The sequence below is a fragment of the Luteococcus sp. H91 genome (genome assembly GCF_038433135.1).
Classification (GTDB): domain Bacteria; phylum Actinomycetota; class Actinomycetes; order Propionibacteriales; family Propionibacteriaceae; genus Luteococcus.
The window spans coordinates 95543-110677 of record NZ_JBCDMV010000004.1 but is presented as its reverse complement, the minus strand read 5'-3'; the positions used below and the strand labels follow the sequence as shown (position 1 = coordinate 110677).

The 15135-nt window shown below is 68.9% G+C and carries 15 protein-coding genes; 12 read left to right on the top strand and 3 right to left on the bottom strand.

What is annotated here, in order from left to right; genetic code table 11:
• Position 1: 1 nt before the first annotated feature.
• Positions 2-970, bottom strand: coding sequence for a DUF4439 domain-containing protein (locus AAEX57_RS03680; RefSeq protein ID WP_342091106.1), 969 nt, complete (start codon positions 968-970; stop codon positions 2-4).
• A 180-nt stretch (positions 971-1150) separates the two neighbouring features.
• Between AAEX57_RS03680 and rimP the strand changes: the two genes are divergently transcribed.
• The 5 genes from rimP (at position 1151) to rbfA (ending at position 6806) form a co-directional block, all read left to right on the top strand.
• Positions 1151-1741, top strand: a complete 591-nt coding sequence (gene rimP, locus AAEX57_RS03675; protein WP_342091107.1) for a ribosome maturation factor RimP — start codon at positions 1151-1153, stop codon at positions 1739-1741.
• Complete coding sequence (nusA, locus tag AAEX57_RS03670) at positions 1741-2712, top strand: transcription termination factor NusA (protein ID WP_342091108.1); 972 nt, start codon at positions 1741-1743, stop codon at positions 2710-2712. Before rimP ends, nusA begins: the two co-directional genes overlap by 1 nt.
• Before the next feature lie 63 nt (positions 2713-2775).
• Positions 2776-3048 (top strand): YlxR family protein, encoded by a 273-nt coding sequence (locus AAEX57_RS03665; RefSeq protein ID WP_342091109.1) that lies wholly within the window; start codon positions 2776-2778, stop codon positions 3046-3048.
• Positions 3049-3240: 192 nt separating this feature from the next.
• A complete protein-coding gene (infB, locus tag AAEX57_RS03660) occupies positions 3241-6282 on the top strand; it encodes a translation initiation factor IF-2 (protein WP_342091110.1) in 3042 nt (1013 codons plus the stop codon).
• An 89-nt stretch (positions 6283-6371) separates the two neighbouring features.
• Entirely contained in the window at positions 6372-6806 is a 435-nt protein-coding gene (gene rbfA / locus AAEX57_RS03655) for a 30S ribosome-binding factor RbfA (RefSeq protein WP_342091111.1), read from the top strand.
• An 84-nt stretch (positions 6807-6890) separates the two neighbouring features.
• Here rbfA and AAEX57_RS03650 read toward each other — a convergent pair whose 3' ends face one another.
• Complete coding sequence (locus tag AAEX57_RS03650) at positions 6891-8243, bottom strand: sn-glycerol-1-phosphate dehydrogenase (protein ID WP_342091112.1); 1353 nt, start codon at positions 8241-8243, stop codon at positions 6891-6893.
• Between the two features lie 94 nt (positions 8244-8337).
• Between AAEX57_RS03650 and truB the strand changes: the two genes are divergently transcribed.
• Complete coding sequence (gene truB, locus AAEX57_RS03645) at positions 8338-9243, top strand: tRNA pseudouridine(55) synthase TruB (RefSeq protein WP_342091113.1); 906 nt, start codon at positions 8338-8340, stop codon at positions 9241-9243.
• A 3-nt stretch (positions 9244-9246) separates the two neighbouring features.
• On the opposite strand, the gene AAEX57_RS03640 is transcribed toward truB, so the two are convergent.
• Entirely contained in the window at positions 9247-9501 is a 255-nt protein-coding gene (locus tag AAEX57_RS03640; protein ID WP_342091114.1) for an HPr family phosphocarrier protein, read from the bottom strand.
• Positions 9502-9661: 160 nt separating this feature from the next.
• Here AAEX57_RS03640 and AAEX57_RS03635 point away from each other — a divergent pair, with 160 nt between their 5' ends.
• The 6 genes from AAEX57_RS03635 (at position 9662) to AAEX57_RS03610 (ending at position 15128) form a co-directional block, all read left to right on the top strand.
• Positions 9662-11563, top strand: coding sequence for a BglG family transcription antiterminator (locus tag AAEX57_RS03635; RefSeq protein ID WP_342097749.1), 1902 nt, complete (start codon positions 9662-9664; stop codon positions 11561-11563).
• A 1-nt stretch (position 11564) separates the two neighbouring features.
• Complete coding sequence (locus AAEX57_RS03630) at positions 11565-12005, top strand: transcriptional regulator GutM (RefSeq protein WP_342091116.1); 441 nt, start codon at positions 11565-11567, stop codon at positions 12003-12005.
• 78 nt (positions 12006-12083) lie between these two features.
• The gene (gene srlA / locus AAEX57_RS03625) at positions 12084-12635 is read left to right on the top strand and encodes a PTS glucitol/sorbitol transporter subunit IIC (protein WP_342091117.1); all 552 of its coding nucleotides are present in this window, start codon (positions 12084-12086) and stop codon (positions 12633-12635) included.
• Complete coding sequence (gene srlE, locus AAEX57_RS03620; protein ID WP_342091118.1) at positions 12632-13648, top strand: PTS glucitol/sorbitol transporter subunit IIB; 1017 nt, start codon at positions 12632-12634, stop codon at positions 13646-13648. The genes srlA and srlE overlap by 4 nt, the downstream gene beginning before the upstream one ends.
• Before the next feature lie 11 nt (positions 13649-13659).
• Positions 13660-14025, top strand: a complete 366-nt coding sequence (locus AAEX57_RS03615) for a PTS glucitol/sorbitol transporter subunit IIA (RefSeq protein ID WP_342091119.1) — start codon at positions 13660-13662, stop codon at positions 14023-14025.
• Positions 14022-15128 (top strand): SDR family NAD(P)-dependent oxidoreductase, encoded by a 1107-nt coding sequence (locus tag AAEX57_RS03610; protein WP_342091120.1) that lies wholly within the window; start codon positions 14022-14024, stop codon positions 15126-15128. The genes AAEX57_RS03615 and AAEX57_RS03610 overlap by 4 nt, the downstream gene beginning before the upstream one ends.
• Positions 15129-15135 lie beyond the last annotated feature (7 nt).

Genomic DNA, 15135 nt, shown 5'->3' with positions numbered 1-15135 from the left:
CTCAAACCCAGCCCGGCCAGTGGCTGACCGGCGATCCCGCGGGATGGGCGACGACGGCCTGCGCGGCCATCGCATCCAGTGCTGCGGCGCGCTCCTTGCCCGTCGAGGCGGCAGTCAGCCGAGCCCACGCGGCGAAGACCGCCGATTCCAGGGCGCGCCAGGTGGTGGCGATCTGCGCCGGTGAGCCAAAGCCCCCCGGCATCTGGTAGTTCAGCTCCGCCGGCGGCACCTCGCCCTTGGCCGCGCGCAAGGCCTGCTCGGTCTGGTCCCGCTGGGTCCACACCGCCGCCAGCCGCAGCTTGCCCGGGGCAATCGCCTTGTCCTGATTGGGCAGCTGGCCGATCCCGATCTCCAAACCCTCCGCCAGGGCGCGCAGTCGGCTGAGCAGCACCTGCAGTGCCTCGGGCCGGCTGCCCACCTCCACCCGGGCGGGGGTGGTCTTCCCGGCGGAGATTGCCCTGCCCGGGGTGGTGTTCAGCCCGGCAAAGGTGGCCAGCGACGCGTAGAGCAGGGCCATCGGGCCATCGGTGGCGGCCAGGGCGGCGGCGCGATGGTGCTGCTGGGCGGTTTTCTCCAGCGCAGCGATCTGGGCGGCCAGCGCCGCCCAGTCAGCGGATTTCGCCGTGGCCGGGGAGGTTGCGGCCGTGGGCTCCGGGGTGGCGCCGGCCTGCAGAGGGTCGGTGCGGCCCAGAACCACCAGGTGCGCGGTGTGGGCGGCCAGCAGTTGCTTCACGGTGGTGACCTGGGCCGGTGTCAGTGTGCCCGTTGCGGCGACTGCAGCGCCCAGCAGCGCCACCAGGCCGCCCTCATCGGTCCGGGCCTGCACCAGCGCGGTATCCGGGGTGGGGGGCGCCACCGGGGTTGCGCCGTCATGCGGGCCCCGCACCGTCGGTGAGGTACAGCTCACCAGGGCCAGACTTCCAACCGAGCCCAGCAGCAGTCCGCGTCGAGTCAGGGCAGAGGAAGGCATGCAGCGATTCTAGGGAATCGTGGATCGGCCGAGCCCGGAGAGGGCGTGTCGCGGCGAGCAACCGCGCGTGGTGCCACCACCATCGGGAGTTCGGTAGGCTTGTCCGGATCTCGACGCCCACCGGCGTCGGGTGGACAATTGATCACACAACTGGATCACAACTGAAAGGGGGCAGCGATCATGCAGGAACGCATCGTGAAGCCCATCATCATGCCGATCCTCGAGGCGCACGGCCTCGAACTGGACAAGCTGGACATCATTCCCGCCGGCAAGCGCAAGGTGCTGCGGATCACCGTGGACGGTGACGGCCCCAAGGGGCGCGGCCCGCTGCTGGACGACATCGCCTCCGCCACCCGTGACATCTCCGACGCCCTGGACGAGGCCCCTGAGCTGGGCCAGGCCCCCTTCACCCTTGAAGTGAGTTCCCGCGGCGTCGGCAAGCCGTTGGAGGAGCCCAAGCACTTCCGGCGCAATACCGGCCGGCTGGTGCTGGCCATCCTGCTGGATGGCGGCCAGCTGCGCGGCCGGATCACCGAGGCCAACGACCAGAGCGTCACCATCACCGTCGAGCCCGAGCCGGGCAAGAAGCTGCCCAAGGGCACCGATCCGGTGCACGTGCTGGGCTACGACGAGATCACCAAGGCCACCATCCAGGTGGAGATGAACCGCAAGCACGATCCGGAACTCGACGAGATCGGTGACGACTCCGAGGACGAGGACGACGACTTCGAGGCCGACGACGAGTCGGGCCATGGGAATGAGGAGAACTGATGGACATCGACATGGCTGCACTGCGGGCAATCGAGCGGGAGAAGGAAATTCCGCTGGACTACCTGATCGAGTCGCTCGAGGTGGCGATGCTGAACGCCTACGACAAGACCGAGCACCCCATCCGCGGTGCCCGGGTTGAGCTGGATCGCAAGACCGGCAAGTTCGCCGTGATGGTGCCCGAGCGCGACGAGGAGAACCAGGTTGTCGGCTGGTACGACGACACCCCCGCGGACTTCGGCCGGGTTGCCGCCTCCACCGCCCGCCAGGTGATCTTCCAGCGGCTGCGGGAGGCCGAGGACGAGCAGAAGTTCGGCCACTTCGCCGCCAGCGAGGGCGACATCATCCTGGGCACCGTGCAGCAGGATCGCGATTCACGAACCATCCGGCTGGACATCGGCAACAAGATGGAAGCCATCATGCCGCTGGCCGAGCAGGCCCCCGGTGAGCAGTACACCCACGGCAAGCGGCTGCGGGTCTTCGTCGTCAGCGTCCGCAAGGAGGCCAAGGGCCCGCAGGTGATCGTCTCCCGCACCCACCCCGGTCTGGTGAAGAAGATGTTCGCACTTGAGGTGCCGGAGATCGAGCAGGGCATTGTGGAGATCAAGGAGATCGCCCGCGAGGCCGGCCACCGCACCAAGATCGCCATCGTCAGCCACAATCCCGACGTCTCCGCCAAGGGCGCCTGCATCGGCCCGATGGGGCAGCGGGTGCGCGCCGTGATGCGCGAGCTGAATGAGGAGAAGATCGACATCATCGACTGGTCCGAGGATCCGGCCGAATTCGTCGCCCAGGCCCTCAGCCCGGCCAAGGTCAGCAAGGTCACCGTCGTCGACGCCGCGGCCCGCGCCGCCCGCGTCGTGGTGCCCGACTACCAGCTAAGCCTGGCGATCGGCCGCGAGGGCCAGAATGCTCGGCTGGCGGCCCGGCTCACCGGTTGGCGGATCGACATCCGTTCCGACGCGGCGGAATAGGCAGCTCGCGCGCTTCGCTCCTCGCAGGCTCGGAGCTGCGCTCGTGTCAGGAAGTAGGTGGCAGTGAGTTCTCCCTTGAGGACGTGTCAGGGGTGCCGCCTGGTTGATGACCAGGCGGCGCTGCTGCGCTACGTGCTGGTGGCCGGCGTGGTCACCGCCGATCCCGCGCGACGGCTGCCCGGCCGGGGCGTCTGGGTGCATCCCGACGCCGACTGCCAACAGTTGGTGCTGCGCCGCGGTGGCTTCGCCCGCGGATTCCGTCGCTCCGTGAAGGTGCCCGACGGGGTCTTCGGGGCGGCCTCCTCGACTCGTCGGTTCGACCACAACGGGGCTTAACCGTTAAGGTAGAACTTGCGCGTCCGTCCGGAATCCCCGCGACGGATCTACCAACCGGCCCTGCCAGCTCTGGCGGGGCGAACCAGAAAGTGGGCTAACGCTCATGACCACTCGATGAGTAATCACCAATGAGCATCAACACCAACTAACTGGTCCGGTAGCCGCGAATAGGCCCGGACCTGAAGGAGAGTAGTGGCCAAGGTCCGTGTCTACGAGCTCGCAAAAGAGCTTGGACTCGAAAGCAAAGACGTCCTCAAGACGCTGAACGACATGGGCGAATTCGTTCGCTCCGCGTCGTCCACCATCGAAGCGCCGGTCGTTCGCCGACTGCGCGACAAGCTGAGCAGTGATGCCGGCGGCAGCAAGCCCGCCGCCAAGCCGTCCGCGGCCCCGCGTCCCGCCAGCCCCAGCCCGCGCCCCGCCGGCAACGGGCCCAAGCCCGGTGCCCCGCGCCCGGCCAGCCCCGCCCCCCGCCCAGCCGCGGCCCCGGCGCCCGCCGCGCCCGTTTCCGAGGCCCCTGCGGCTCCGAAGACTCCGGAAGCGCCCAAGGCTCCCGCGGCCCCGGCCGCCAGCCAGCAGGCGCCCGCCGCGCCGAGCGCGCCGGCCGTGCCCAGCCAGCCGACCGCGCCGTCCGCGACGCCCGGCCAGAAGCCCGGTCCGCAGGCCACCCCCGGCGCCCGTCCCGGCGCGCCCCGGCCCGGCCAGCAGGCCCGTCCGGGCGCCCCGCGCCCGAACACGCCGAACACCCCGGCCTCGTCGGGGCCGATCACCAGCAGCACCCCGCCCGCCCGCGGCCCGCGCCCCGGTGGCGCCCCGCGTCCGGGTGGCGCGCCGCGCCCCGGTGGTACCGGTGGTCTGCCCAGCAGCACACCCGGCGGTGCCCCCGGCCAGCGTCGCCCCGGCGGCGCCCCGCGGCCCAGCAACAACCCCTACGGCCCGCAGGGCATGGGCGCGCGTCGCCCGCGCCCCGAGGGCCAGGGTGGCGGTGCGCCGCGTCCCGGTGCTCCCGCCGGCGCGCGTCCCGGTGCGCCCCGTCCGGGTGCCCCGGCCGGTGGCGACAGCCGGATGCCGCGTCCGGGTGGCACGGGCGGACTGCCCGGCATGCCGCGCCCGAACCCGGCGATGATGCCCAAGCAGCAGAATGCCGCCGTCGGCAGCGCCCCCGCTCGTGGCGGACGCCCCGGTGGTCCCGGTCGGGGACGCCCCGGTGGCGGCCCCGGTGCCGGTGGCGGCCGTCCCGGAATGGGTGGCGGCCCCGGCGGCCCGCCCACCGGTGGCGGTCGCGGCGGCCGTGGTGGTCGCGGTGGCTCCGGCACCCAGGGTGCCTTCGGTCGCGGCGGTCAGTCGCGTCGTGGACGCAAGAGCAAGAAGCAGCGCAGGCAAGAGTTCAATGAGATGGAGGCGCCGTCGATTGGTGGCGTGCGCATCCGTCAGGGCGACGGCCAGACCGTTCGCCTGCGTCGCGGTGCGTCGCTGACCGACCTGGCCGAGAAGATCAATGTCGAGCCGGCACAGTTGGTGCAGGTGCTGTTCAACCTCGGTGAGATGGTCACCGCCACCCAGTCTGTGGCGGACGACACCCTCGAGGTGCTGGGCGCCGAGCTGAACTACAAGATCGAGGTTGTCTCCCCGGAGGACGAGGACCGCGAGCTGCTGGCCGGCTTCGACCTGGAGTTCGGTGAGGACGATGGCGACGACGAGGACCTGTTCCCGCGTTCCCCGGCCGTCACCGTGATGGGTCACGTCGACCACGGCAAGACCAAGCTGCTGGATGCGCTGCGCCACGCCAATGTGCAGGGCGGCGAGGCCGGTGGCATCACCCAGGCGATCGGTGCCTACCAGGTGGAGACCACCGTCGACGAGGAGGATCGCAAGATCACCTTCATCGACACCCCGGGTCACGAGGCCTTCACGGCCATGCGTGCCCGTGGCGCCAAGGCCACCGACATCGCGGTGCTCGTCGTGGCCGCCGATGACGGTGTGATGCCGCAGACCATCGAGGCGCTCAACCACGCCAAGGCGGCCGAGCTGCCTGTCGTGGTGGCGGTCAACAAGGTGGACAAGCCGGATGCGGACCCGACCAAGGTTCGCGGCCAGCTCACCGAGTACGGCCTGGTGCCGGAGGAGTACGGCGGCGACACGATGTTCGTCGACGTCTCCGCCACCGCCAAGACCGGCCTGGACGACCTGCTGGAGGCGATCGTGCTGACCGCCGACGCCGAGCTGGACCTGCGCGCCAATCCGGACATGCCCGCTCAGGGCGTGGCCATCGAGGCGCACCTCGACCAGGGCCGCGGCCCCGTCGCCACCGTGCTGATCCAGCGCGGCACCCTGAAGAAGGGCGACTCGATCGTCGCCGGATCGGCCCACGGCCGCGTCCGCGCCATGATCAATGACAAGGGCGAGAACGTCACCGAGGCACCGCCCTCGATGCCGGTCCAGGTGCTCGGTCTGACCTCGGTGCCCGGCGCCGGTGACAACTTCCTGGTCGTCGAGGACGACCGGATGGCTCGCCAGATCGCCGACAAGCGCGAGGCCCGGATGCGTGCCGCCGCCCAGGCCAAGGGTTCACGTCGCAAGACGCTGGATCAGCTCTTCGAGCAGTTGGAGAAGGGCGAGACCCAGGAGCTGCTGCTCATCCTCAAGGGCGACGGTGCTGGTTCCGTCGAGGCCCTCGAGGATGCCCTGTCCAAGATCGACGTGGGCGACGAAGTGGATCTGCGCGTCATCGACCGCGGTGTCGGTGCCATCACCGAGACCAATGTCTCGCTGGCCGCCGCCTCGAAGGCTGTCATCATCGGCTTCAATGTGCGGCCCACACCGCACGCCGCCAAGATGGCCGACAACGAGAACGTCGACCTGCGCTACTACTCGGTCATCTACGACGCAATCGACGAGATCGAGGCCGCGCTCAAGGGCATGCTCAAGCCGATCTACGAGGAGAAGGCGATGGGTTCCGCGGAGATCCGCGAGATCTTCCGCAGCTCCAAGTTCGGCAACATCGCAGGCTGCATGGTCATGTCCGGCACCATGAAGCGCAATGCCAAGGCGCGCCTGGTGCGCGACGGTGTCGTGATTCGGGAGACCTCCATCGCCTCGCTGCGACGGGAGAAGGACGACGCCACCGAGGTGCGTGAGGGTTACGAGTGCGGTATGACGCTCGCCAACTACAACGACATCCAGGTGGGCGACATGGTTGAGACCTTCGAGATGGTCGAAAAGCCGCGCGACTGATCAAACGCAACGCAGTACCGTGGGCGGTGACCCCCTGCAGAGGGGGTGCCGCCCACGGCGCTGTTCCAACACAACTGAAGGGAGCCACCATGACCAACCCTCGTGTGGCAAAACTGGCCGACCAGATCAAGATGATCACGGCCGAAATGCTGGAACGCCGAATCAAGGATCCCCGCCTGGGCTTCGTCACCGTCACCGACGTGCGGCTCACCGGTGACTCGCGGGAGGCGACGGTCTTCTACACCGTGCTCAGCGAGGAGGAGACCGGTGGCACCGCCGCGGCGCTGGAATCCGCCAAGGGGCTGATCCGCTCCACCATCGGCAAGAAGCTGGGCCTGCGCTTCGCCCCCAGCATCGCCTTCATCCCCGACGCCACGCCGGAGGCCGCTGCCGCCATCGACGACCTGCTGGCCCGGGCCCAGGCCGCCGACGCCGAGGTGGCCAAGCAGCGCGAGGGCAAGACCTTCGCCGGCGAGGCCGACCCGTACAAGCACGACGACGAGGACCAGACCGACGAGGACTGACCCTCCCACACGGACCGTGCCCGGTCATCGGATATCTCCGATGGCCGGGCACGTGCTTTTGGGGGCCAGGTTTGGGTGGGTGGGTCAGCTCCACAGGCCGCCGGGGGCGAAGGTTTCCTCGACGATCTCGTCGAACCAGCCAGCCTCGCGGGCGACGTCCAGCACGGTGTAGCGGGAGCGGTAGTACATCGCCTTGGGGAAGGTCGCCTTGACCTCGGCCGCGGTCAGGCCGATGTCCTCGGGCTTCGACGGGGCGCCGGCGCGGGCCAGCATCTCCTGCAGCGAGGCCGCGGGAACCAGCTGCTCCTCCAACCGACGCCGGGTGGTGGGCCAGCTGTCGACCAGCCGCTGCAGCCGCTGGCGCAGGCCGTCGGCGTCGACATACTTCTCCTTGGTCTGCTCGATTCCGCGCTGCACCAAGGCGCCGGTCGAGACCCGTTCGATGTCGGCCACCACCTCATCCCAACTGGGCCAGGCGGCGACAGCGGCGTCGATGTCCAGGCTGCCGAGGTCCCGGGCCATGAAGCGCTCGTAGAAGCCCAGCATCGCCAGGGTGCCGATCGCCACCTTGGCCCCGTGGGAGAGCGGCGGCTGCAGGTCGGCGCCCAGATGGGCCAGCTCCCACAGGTGGCTGAAGTAGTGCTCGGCGCCCGACGCGGGCCGGGTTCCCCCGTTGACCTGCATCGCCAGACCGGAGAGCACCAGCCCGTCCACCAGGCCCTGGTACGCGTCCGGCGAACCCGCGGCCAGTCGCTGCGGCTGGGACAGGGCATCGCGCACCCCGGTCTGGACCAGCCGCCAGGCCTCCTGGTCGATCGGGTCGACGCCCGCGGCATCGGCCAGGATCCAGTCCGCGCCGGCCGGGATCTTGGCCGAAAGATCGCCATAGCCGCTGGCGGTCATCGACGATGGTGCGCTGGCCGCCACCTCTAGGTCGAAGATCACCACGGCGGGTGCGGGGCAGGGCATGGTGATCTTGACCCCGTCGGTCTCCATCGGGGCGCCGAAACCGGTGTAGCCGTCCATGCTGGCAGCGGTTCCGACCACGGCATAGGGCTGCTCCAGCTCGCCGGAGGCCAACTTCACCAGGTCATTCAGGGTGCCCGAGCCGATGGCCACCCCCAAGGCCTCGTGTGCGGCCAGGGACTCGCGAATCTCCTGACAGTGGTCATAGGAGGCGTACAGGTAGGGCATGGCGGGGTAGACGAGCGGGCGGATCACGTCGGCACCGGCGGCGGAGAGTTGATCCTGCACCTGCTGACCTGCGACGGCCCAGGTGCGCTCGTCGGCGATCAGCTGGAAGGGCTGGTCCATGCCCAGGGCATCGGCGATGATCTGGCCGCTGTGCTGCAGCACGCCACGGCCCACCTCCACCACCCGGGTGTCGTGGGCCTGGGCCACCGCGTCGGTGATCATCTGCTGGCTGGTCTCGGTCATGGACCCGACGCTAACAGCCACCCGGGGCGGCGGGGAGGTGGCAAGGGGCCGTCGCTTTTCCGTGTCGGCGCAAACGTCAGCGACAATGGAGCCCATGACCTCTCCGAGCGACTCCGGCCTGCTGATCTGCGACAAGCCCCAGGGCTGGACCTCCCACCAGGTGGTGGGCCGGGTGCGACGGCTGATGGGCACCCGCAAGGTGGGGCACGCCGGCACCCTGGATCCGATGGCCACCGGGGTGCTGATCGTCGGGGTGAATCGGGCCACCCGCTTGCTGGGGCACCTGGCCCTGCACGACAAGCGCTATGAGGCCACCATCCGGCTGGGCCAGTCCACCACCACCGACGACGCCGAGGGCGAGCCCAGCGGCGGAGCGGACGCCTCGCAGCTCACTCGCGAGCTGGTGGAGGCCCAACTGCCCGCCTTCCGCGGCGTGATCCAGCAGGTACCGAGCTCCGTCAGCGCGATCAAGGTCAACGGGCAGCGGGCCTACAAGCTGGTCCGCGACGGTGAACAGGTGGAACTCGCGGCCCGTGAGGTGACCATCACCCGCTACCAGATCCTTGCCCTACGGCAGGTTGATCATGGCCCCGGCCAGCGCTTCTGCGATGTTGATGTGGAAGTGGAAAGCAGCTCGGGCACCTACATCCGCGCCCTCGCTCGTGATCTTGGAAAGGCCCTGGGGGTGGGTGGCCACCTGACGTCGCTGCGCCGCACCCGGATCGGCGGCTACAACCTGACCGACCTGCGCGTCGTTGATCTTGAATCCGACGACCGACCGGAACTGCTGGGCATGGCCGATGCCGCCCGGCTCAGCTTCCCCGTCGTCCAGCTGGACGAGGAGCAGACCAGCGACGTCGGTTACGGCCGCAGCCTCAAGGGCCTGACCGTCCCCGGCAATCCCACCGGCGTGCTCTCGCCCGACGGTGACCTGCTGGCGCTCTACCGCCCCGACGAGGACGACCCGGGCATCGCCCGGCCGATCGCCGTCCTGGCCTGAGTCTCAAGCCTCCGGACAGAGCACCGCGACCACCGCGGCGAGCGCCGCAACCTCGTCCCGGCCGTCGGTGACGACGGTCACCTCGCTGCCCTCGGTGAGCCCCAGCGCGAGCAGGTCGATGGTTCGCGCCAGACTGACGGCGCGGGGAGCGAGCAGAAAGACCGAACTGACATGCGCCGCAGCAATCCGGGCCAGCTGGGTCGCGATCCGGGCGTGCACCCCGCCCGGCACCGTCACCGTCACACGTCGCTGCTGCATCGCGGCGTCCCTTCGCTCGTCGAGGCCGACGTCCCATCGTGTCACGCCCGGGGCCACGGTGTCGGAGTGTTGCGCACGCTGCGCAGAGCAGTGGTCGATTCCGACAGGACGCGGCCCCAATGCCTGATCTACCGTTCCAGAGACCACCAACGAAGGGGGAATGATGCAGCGGCCCGCCGTCATCCTGCACCAGCTCGAGACCAGCCTGTCGGTTGCTCCCGAACAGCTGGCGCGGTTGTTGGGCGTCGGCCAGCGCACCGTCGCCAACGAGATCACCAGCCTGAACCAGCTGCTGGAGGGCGCCGCCCAGGTGCGGCTGGTCAACGGCCGCTATCGGCTGCGGGTGCTGGACACCCTCTCCTTCGAGGAGAGCCGGCGTCAGATCACCGGCATCCGGGATTCCTTCAATGACCCCGAACACCGGGTGGCGCACATCCTGGCCCAGCTGGTGCTGAGCCCCGTTCCGGTACGGATCGAGACCTTGGCCCGCGGGATGAATGTGGGCCGGACCACGGTGAACGCCGACGTGGCCGTGCTGCGTCGCCTGCTGGTGCCGCTGCAGGTGCAGGTGGAGGGTCGTCCACACGTCGGGCTGCGGCTGGTGGGCGAGGAACTCGCCATTCGGCTGGCGGTCCTGCGGCATGCCTACCGGCAGGCCTACGGCAGCTACCCGCTGGGTTCCGCCCTGCTGGACGTGCTGGACGAAACCTGCGTGCAGTACGACTTCGACGAGGCGGTGGCGATGGAGGTCTCCCGCTGGCTGACCGTCGCCCTGGACCGTCGGCTGGCCGGCAACGAACTGGTCGAGCTGACCGGAAATCTGGCCCAGTTGGAGGGCACCGAGGCGCACGTCTTCGCGCAGCGCCTGGCCGAGCGAGTGGAGGCGGTCACCGGTGAGCGGTTGGCGCCGGGGGAGGTCTGCTACCTGGCCATTCCCGCGTCGGGCCGGCGCACCCCGGTGAACCTGGGCCTGCCGAGTGCGCAGGGAGTGGGGGAGCAGACCCGGCTGCTGGTGGCCGCCATGTTCGCCCGGATCTCGGAGACGCTGGAGATCGAGGTGCAGCCGGGCGACCTGCTGCCGGAATTCAGCCAGCATGTCGGTTTCATGGTCAACCGAATCCGCTTTGGACTGGGCGTCGACACCGAGGCCGACATCCCCGAGTTGCGGGAGAGCTTCCCGCTGGCGGTGCGGATGGCCGAGGTGGCCGCCGACGTCGTGGCGGAACACACCGGGCTGCGGATGGATGACTCCGAACTGTCGTTGACCGCCACCTACTTCCAGGTCTTCCTGAACAACAGTGAACAGCTGCGGCGCCGCCCCTTCCGGATCGGCATCCACACCCGTCGCGGGCCGGCGGCCGCCAGCCTGCTCAAGGGCCAGCTGGACCGGGCCCTGTCCGTGCCCACCGAATACCTGCCGGTGTCCAGCGCCGCCGATGCCGTGGAGAAGAGGGTCGACCTGGTGGTGACCTCGCCGGGCAGCAGCCTGGAGAGCACCCTGCCCACCATCGAGCTCTCCCCGCTCTTCGACCGCGGCGAGCTGATCAACCGGCTCTCCCGGATGCACTTCCCGGATTTCGGCCCGCTGCTGGGCGACGCCAATGGTGGCTCCATGCTGGTGCTGCTGCTGGCCGCCGACCGCGTCGTGTCCCTGCCCGCCGGCTGCGGGCATGACGAGGCCGCCACCCGGCTGGCCTCGCACCTGGCCGATCTGGGTGAGGTGGACGCCGCCTTCGTCGAGACCATGCGGGAACGACTGGCGGTGACCGAACCCGTCCTGATCGGGGACCGGCTGGCCTTTCCGCACGCCAGTTCCCCGGGCATCCAGGCCGTCAGCTGTGCGCTGGGCCTGGTTCCCGCCGCCGGAGACCGGCCGTCGTCGGCCGTCTTCCTGATGGCCGTGCCGGAGAAGGACAACTACGACGACCAGATCCTCATCCGCACCTATGAGGAGCTCATTCGGGTGGGGACCACGCCCCACCTGATCAACCAGCTGTGCACCATCACGTCCTATGCCGATCTGCTCGGTCTGCTGGACGACCTTCGAGATCAGGGGAACTGACATGTTCTGGCCCATCATCATCGCCTTCGGCATCTTCTACGTCGTGCAGACCTTCCTGGCGCTGCGCCAGGCCAATGCCTACGCCCGCACCTTCGGCGCCCTGCGACGCCGTGGCCGGGTGGCCATCGGCAAGCAGAAGAACCTGGTGGTCAGCGGTGCCATCGTGATGTTCCTGTTGGACGACGACGACGTGATCGTCGAGGCCAGTCGGCTGAGCGGCGTCACCGTTTTCTCCCGCTTCCGCGCGCTGGAGGGCTTCACCGGGCAGCGGATGGCCGACGTCGATCCCGACGGCCACCGGGAGCTCAGCAAGAGCCTGCGCGCCGCCATCGGGAATGCCCGGGACAACTTCCTGCTGGTCTCCGAGGGCCGGATCCCGCCGGAACCGCCGGGCCCCATCACCAAACTCTTCTCCCGTCGCGCGGAGCAGGCAGTCGCCTGATTCCTGGCCCCACCAGGGCCTTGTCCGCACCACCCCGGTTCTTGACATTCACCAGAACCTTTCACGAAAGGAATCACCATGCAGTTCTTTGCCGATGCAGCCACCTGGTTCATCGGGCTGTTCCGGGCCGGAGGCGAGACCTTCATCAGCTGGATGACCGGCATTGTGCCGCTCGTGCTGATGCTGCTGATCGCCATGAACTCGCTGATCCAGATGATCGGCGAGGACCGGATCAATGCCGTCGCGCGTCGTACCGCCGGCAACCCCGTCAGCCGCTACCTGATCCTGCCCTTCCTGGGCTTCTTCATGCTCGCCAACCCGATGGGCTTCACCCTGGGGCGTTTCCTGCCCGAGAAGTACAAGCCCAGCTACTACGCCAGTGGCGCACAGTTCTGCCACACCTCCAGCGGCATCTTCCCGCACATCAACGCCGGGGAGCTGTTCATCTGGCTGGGCATCGCCAAGGGCATCGAGCAGCTGGGGCTGAACAGCGCCGAGCTGGCCGTGCGCTACCTGGTGCTGGGCGTCGTGCTCAACTTCATCGGTGGTTGGACCACCGACTTCATCACCCCCTGGGTCGCCAAGCAGCAGGGTGTCACCCTCAGCTCCGAAGTGAAGGTGTCGGCATGAGCGAGTACAAGAGTGTCGTCGTGGAGAAGGGACAGGGTGGCTGGGGCGGCCCGCTGACGATCACCCCGACGCCTGAGAAGAACAAGATCGTCTACATCGTCGGTGGTGGCAGCAAGCCAGACGTCGTCGACAAGCTGGTGGAGCTGACCGGCTGTGAGGCCGTCAACGGCTTCCAGACCTCGGTTCCGGACGACCAGATCGCCATGGTGGTCATCGACTGCGGCGGCACCCTGCGCTGCGGCATCTACCCCAAGAAGAACATCCCGACGATCAACATCATCAACACCGGCAAGACCGGCCCCTTGGCCCAGTTCATCCACGAGGGCATCTACGTCTCCGCCGTCAGCCCCGCCCAGGTGCGCCTGGCCGATGGCGCTGAGACCCAGGCCAAGGCCGTCGCCGTCGGAGCCGCCGCCGACGAGGCCGCCAAGGTGAAGTTCACCGCCGACAAGAAGGTCTCCGAGACCCTGGCGGCGCAGAAGAAGCAGACCCTGATGATGAAGATCGGTCTGGGCGCCGGCAAGGTGGTCGCCATCTTCTACCAGGCGGGTCGTGACGCCATCCAGACCATGATCAACACGATCCTGCCCTTCATGGCCTTCATCTCCATGCTGATCGGCATCATCAACGCCTCGGGCTTCGGCAAGTGGTTCACCCACTTCCTCACCCCGCTGGCCGGCTCCGGTTGGGGCCTGATGGTGCTGGGCTTCATCTGCTCCATCCCGTTCCTGTCGCCGTTGCTCGGCCCGGGAGCCGTGATCGGCCAGATCATCGGTACCCTGATCGGTGTCGAGATCGGCAAGGGCAATGTGGCTCCGCACCTCGCGCTGCCCGCGCTGTTCGCGATCAACACGCAGAATGCCTGTGACTTCATTCCCGTCGGTCTCGGTCTGGCCGAGGCGGATCCGGAGACCGTCGAGGTGGGCGTGCCGGCAGTGCTGTACTCCCGCTTCCTGAACGGCGTTCCCCGCGTGGCGATCGCCTGGCTGGCCAGCATTGGCCTCTATTCCTGATTGGAGCTGTCATGACCGAGATCTTCCGCACCACCGTCCGCGACGCCGGCAGCATGGCCGGAGCCTTCATCTCCGACGGACTGTTCGTGACCTTCGGGGAGAATGCGCCCGAAGCCCTGAAGGACTACTGCTTCATCATCGAGATGGGCCAGACCACCGCCGATCTGGCGGTGGGGCAGACCTTCCTCGTGGACGGCAAGCCCTTCCCGATCACCGCGGTGGGGGAGGCCGCCCAGAAGAACCTCAACGGGCTGGGGCACCTCACCGTGAATGTCGACGGCGGTTCGCAGGCGAGCCTGTCCGGCGCCATCCACATCCTCTGCGAGGACGGCTCCCCGCAGGTTGAGGTGGGCAGCGTCCTGACGATCGAGGCGTGAGCCCGGTCATGACCGACGTCGCAGCGGCCCGCGCATGGGCTCCGTACCTGCGCGGGCTGCTGGCCGACGACCGGGGGCTGCCGCGCCTCAGCCTGCTCTGCGACCAGGAGGAGGGCGCGGCCACCCACCGGCTGACGCTTGCCGTCAGCCCCGACGATGAACTGCCCCGGGCCCGCGATCAGCTGGCCCGGCTGGGGGACTGCCCCGACGGTGCGGTGCTGGAACTGTCCGGCATCGCCCGTTTTCGGGTCGAGCGGCCGGTTTCCAGCATCGGGGGCGGGCGACTGACCGGCCGGGTGGCGCTGGTCACCGGCGCCGCCCAGGGATTCGGCCGGGAGATCGCCCGGGAACTGGCGGAGCTGGGCTGTTGGGTGGTGCTGGCCGATCTGAACGACGACGGGGCGCGCGAGGCCGCCCGACAGATTGACGCGGCCCACGGTGCCGGACGCGCTCTGGCCGTGCGGCTGGACGTGGCCGATGTCGACTCCTTCGCCGACGCCGTCGGCCGGGTGCTGGATGGTTTCGGGGGCATCGACCTGCTGGTCAGCAATGCCGGGATCGCCCGCGCCGGTTCCCTGAGCAGTCTTGGCCCTGACGACTTCGACCTGGTCACCCGGGTCAACTACCGCGGCTACTACGTGGCGGTGCGCAGCGTCGCGCCGGTGATGGCCGCGCAGCACGCCGCCGCACCCGAGCACTGGTTCGACATCGTCGAGATCAACTCCAAGTCCGGCCTGGCCGGCTCCAAACGCAACTTTGCCTATGCCGGCAGCAAGTTCGGCGGGATCGGGCTCACCCAGAGCTTCGCGCTGGAACTGGTTGAGCAGGGCATCAAGGTGAACGCGGTCTGCCCGGGCAACTACCTGGACGGGCCGCTGTGGACCGATCCGGAGCGCGGCCTGCTGCGGCAGTACCTCGACGCGGGCAAGGTGCCCGGCGCCACCACCACCGACGATGTTCGCCGGCACTACGAGGCGCAGGTACCGATGGGCCGCGGCTGCCTGCCCGTCGACGTCATGCGCGCCGTCCGCTACTGCGTCGAGCAGGGCTACGAGACCGGTCAGGCCATCCCTGTGACCGGCGGCCAGACCATGCTGAACTGAACCTCAC

What these genes read in the sequence shown, in the direction of transcription:
- AAEX57_RS03680 (WP_342091106.1), bottom strand. Translation starts at nt 970, where the DNA reads ATGCCTTCCTCTGCCCTGACTCGACGCGGACTGCTGCTGGGCTCGGTT.
- nusA (WP_342091108.1), top strand. Translation starts at nt 1,741, where the DNA reads ATGGACATCGACATGGCTGCACTGCGGGCAATCGAGCGGGAGAAGGAA.
- rimP (WP_342091107.1), top strand. Translation starts at nt 1,151, where the DNA reads ATGCAGGAACGCATCGTGAAGCCCATCATCATGCCGATCCTCGAGGCG.
- AAEX57_RS03640 (WP_342091114.1), bottom strand. Translation starts at nt 9,501, where the DNA reads ATGCAGCAGCGACGTGTGACGGTGACGGTGCCGGGCGGGGTGCACGCC.
- AAEX57_RS03615 (WP_342091119.1), top strand. Translation starts at nt 13,660, where the DNA reads ATGACCGAGATCTTCCGCACCACCGTCCGCGACGCCGGCAGCATGGCC.
- truB (WP_342091113.1), top strand. Translation starts at nt 8,338, where the DNA reads ATGACCTCTCCGAGCGACTCCGGCCTGCTGATCTGCGACAAGCCCCAG.
- AAEX57_RS03650 (WP_342091112.1), bottom strand. Translation starts at nt 8,243, where the DNA reads ATGACCGAGACCAGCCAGCAGATGATCACCGACGCGGTGGCCCAGGCC.
- rbfA (WP_342091111.1), top strand. Translation starts at nt 6,372, where the DNA reads ATGACCAACCCTCGTGTGGCAAAACTGGCCGACCAGATCAAGATGATC.
- AAEX57_RS03635 (WP_342097749.1), top strand. Translation starts at nt 9,662, where the DNA reads ATGATGCAGCGGCCCGCCGTCATCCTGCACCAGCTCGAGACCAGCCTG.
- AAEX57_RS03630 (WP_342091116.1), top strand. Translation starts at nt 11,565, where the DNA reads ATGTTCTGGCCCATCATCATCGCCTTCGGCATCTTCTACGTCGTGCAG.
- srlE (WP_342091118.1), top strand. Translation starts at nt 12,632, where the DNA reads ATGAGCGAGTACAAGAGTGTCGTCGTGGAGAAGGGACAGGGTGGCTGG.
- srlA (WP_342091117.1), top strand. Translation starts at nt 12,084, where the DNA reads ATGCAGTTCTTTGCCGATGCAGCCACCTGGTTCATCGGGCTGTTCCGG.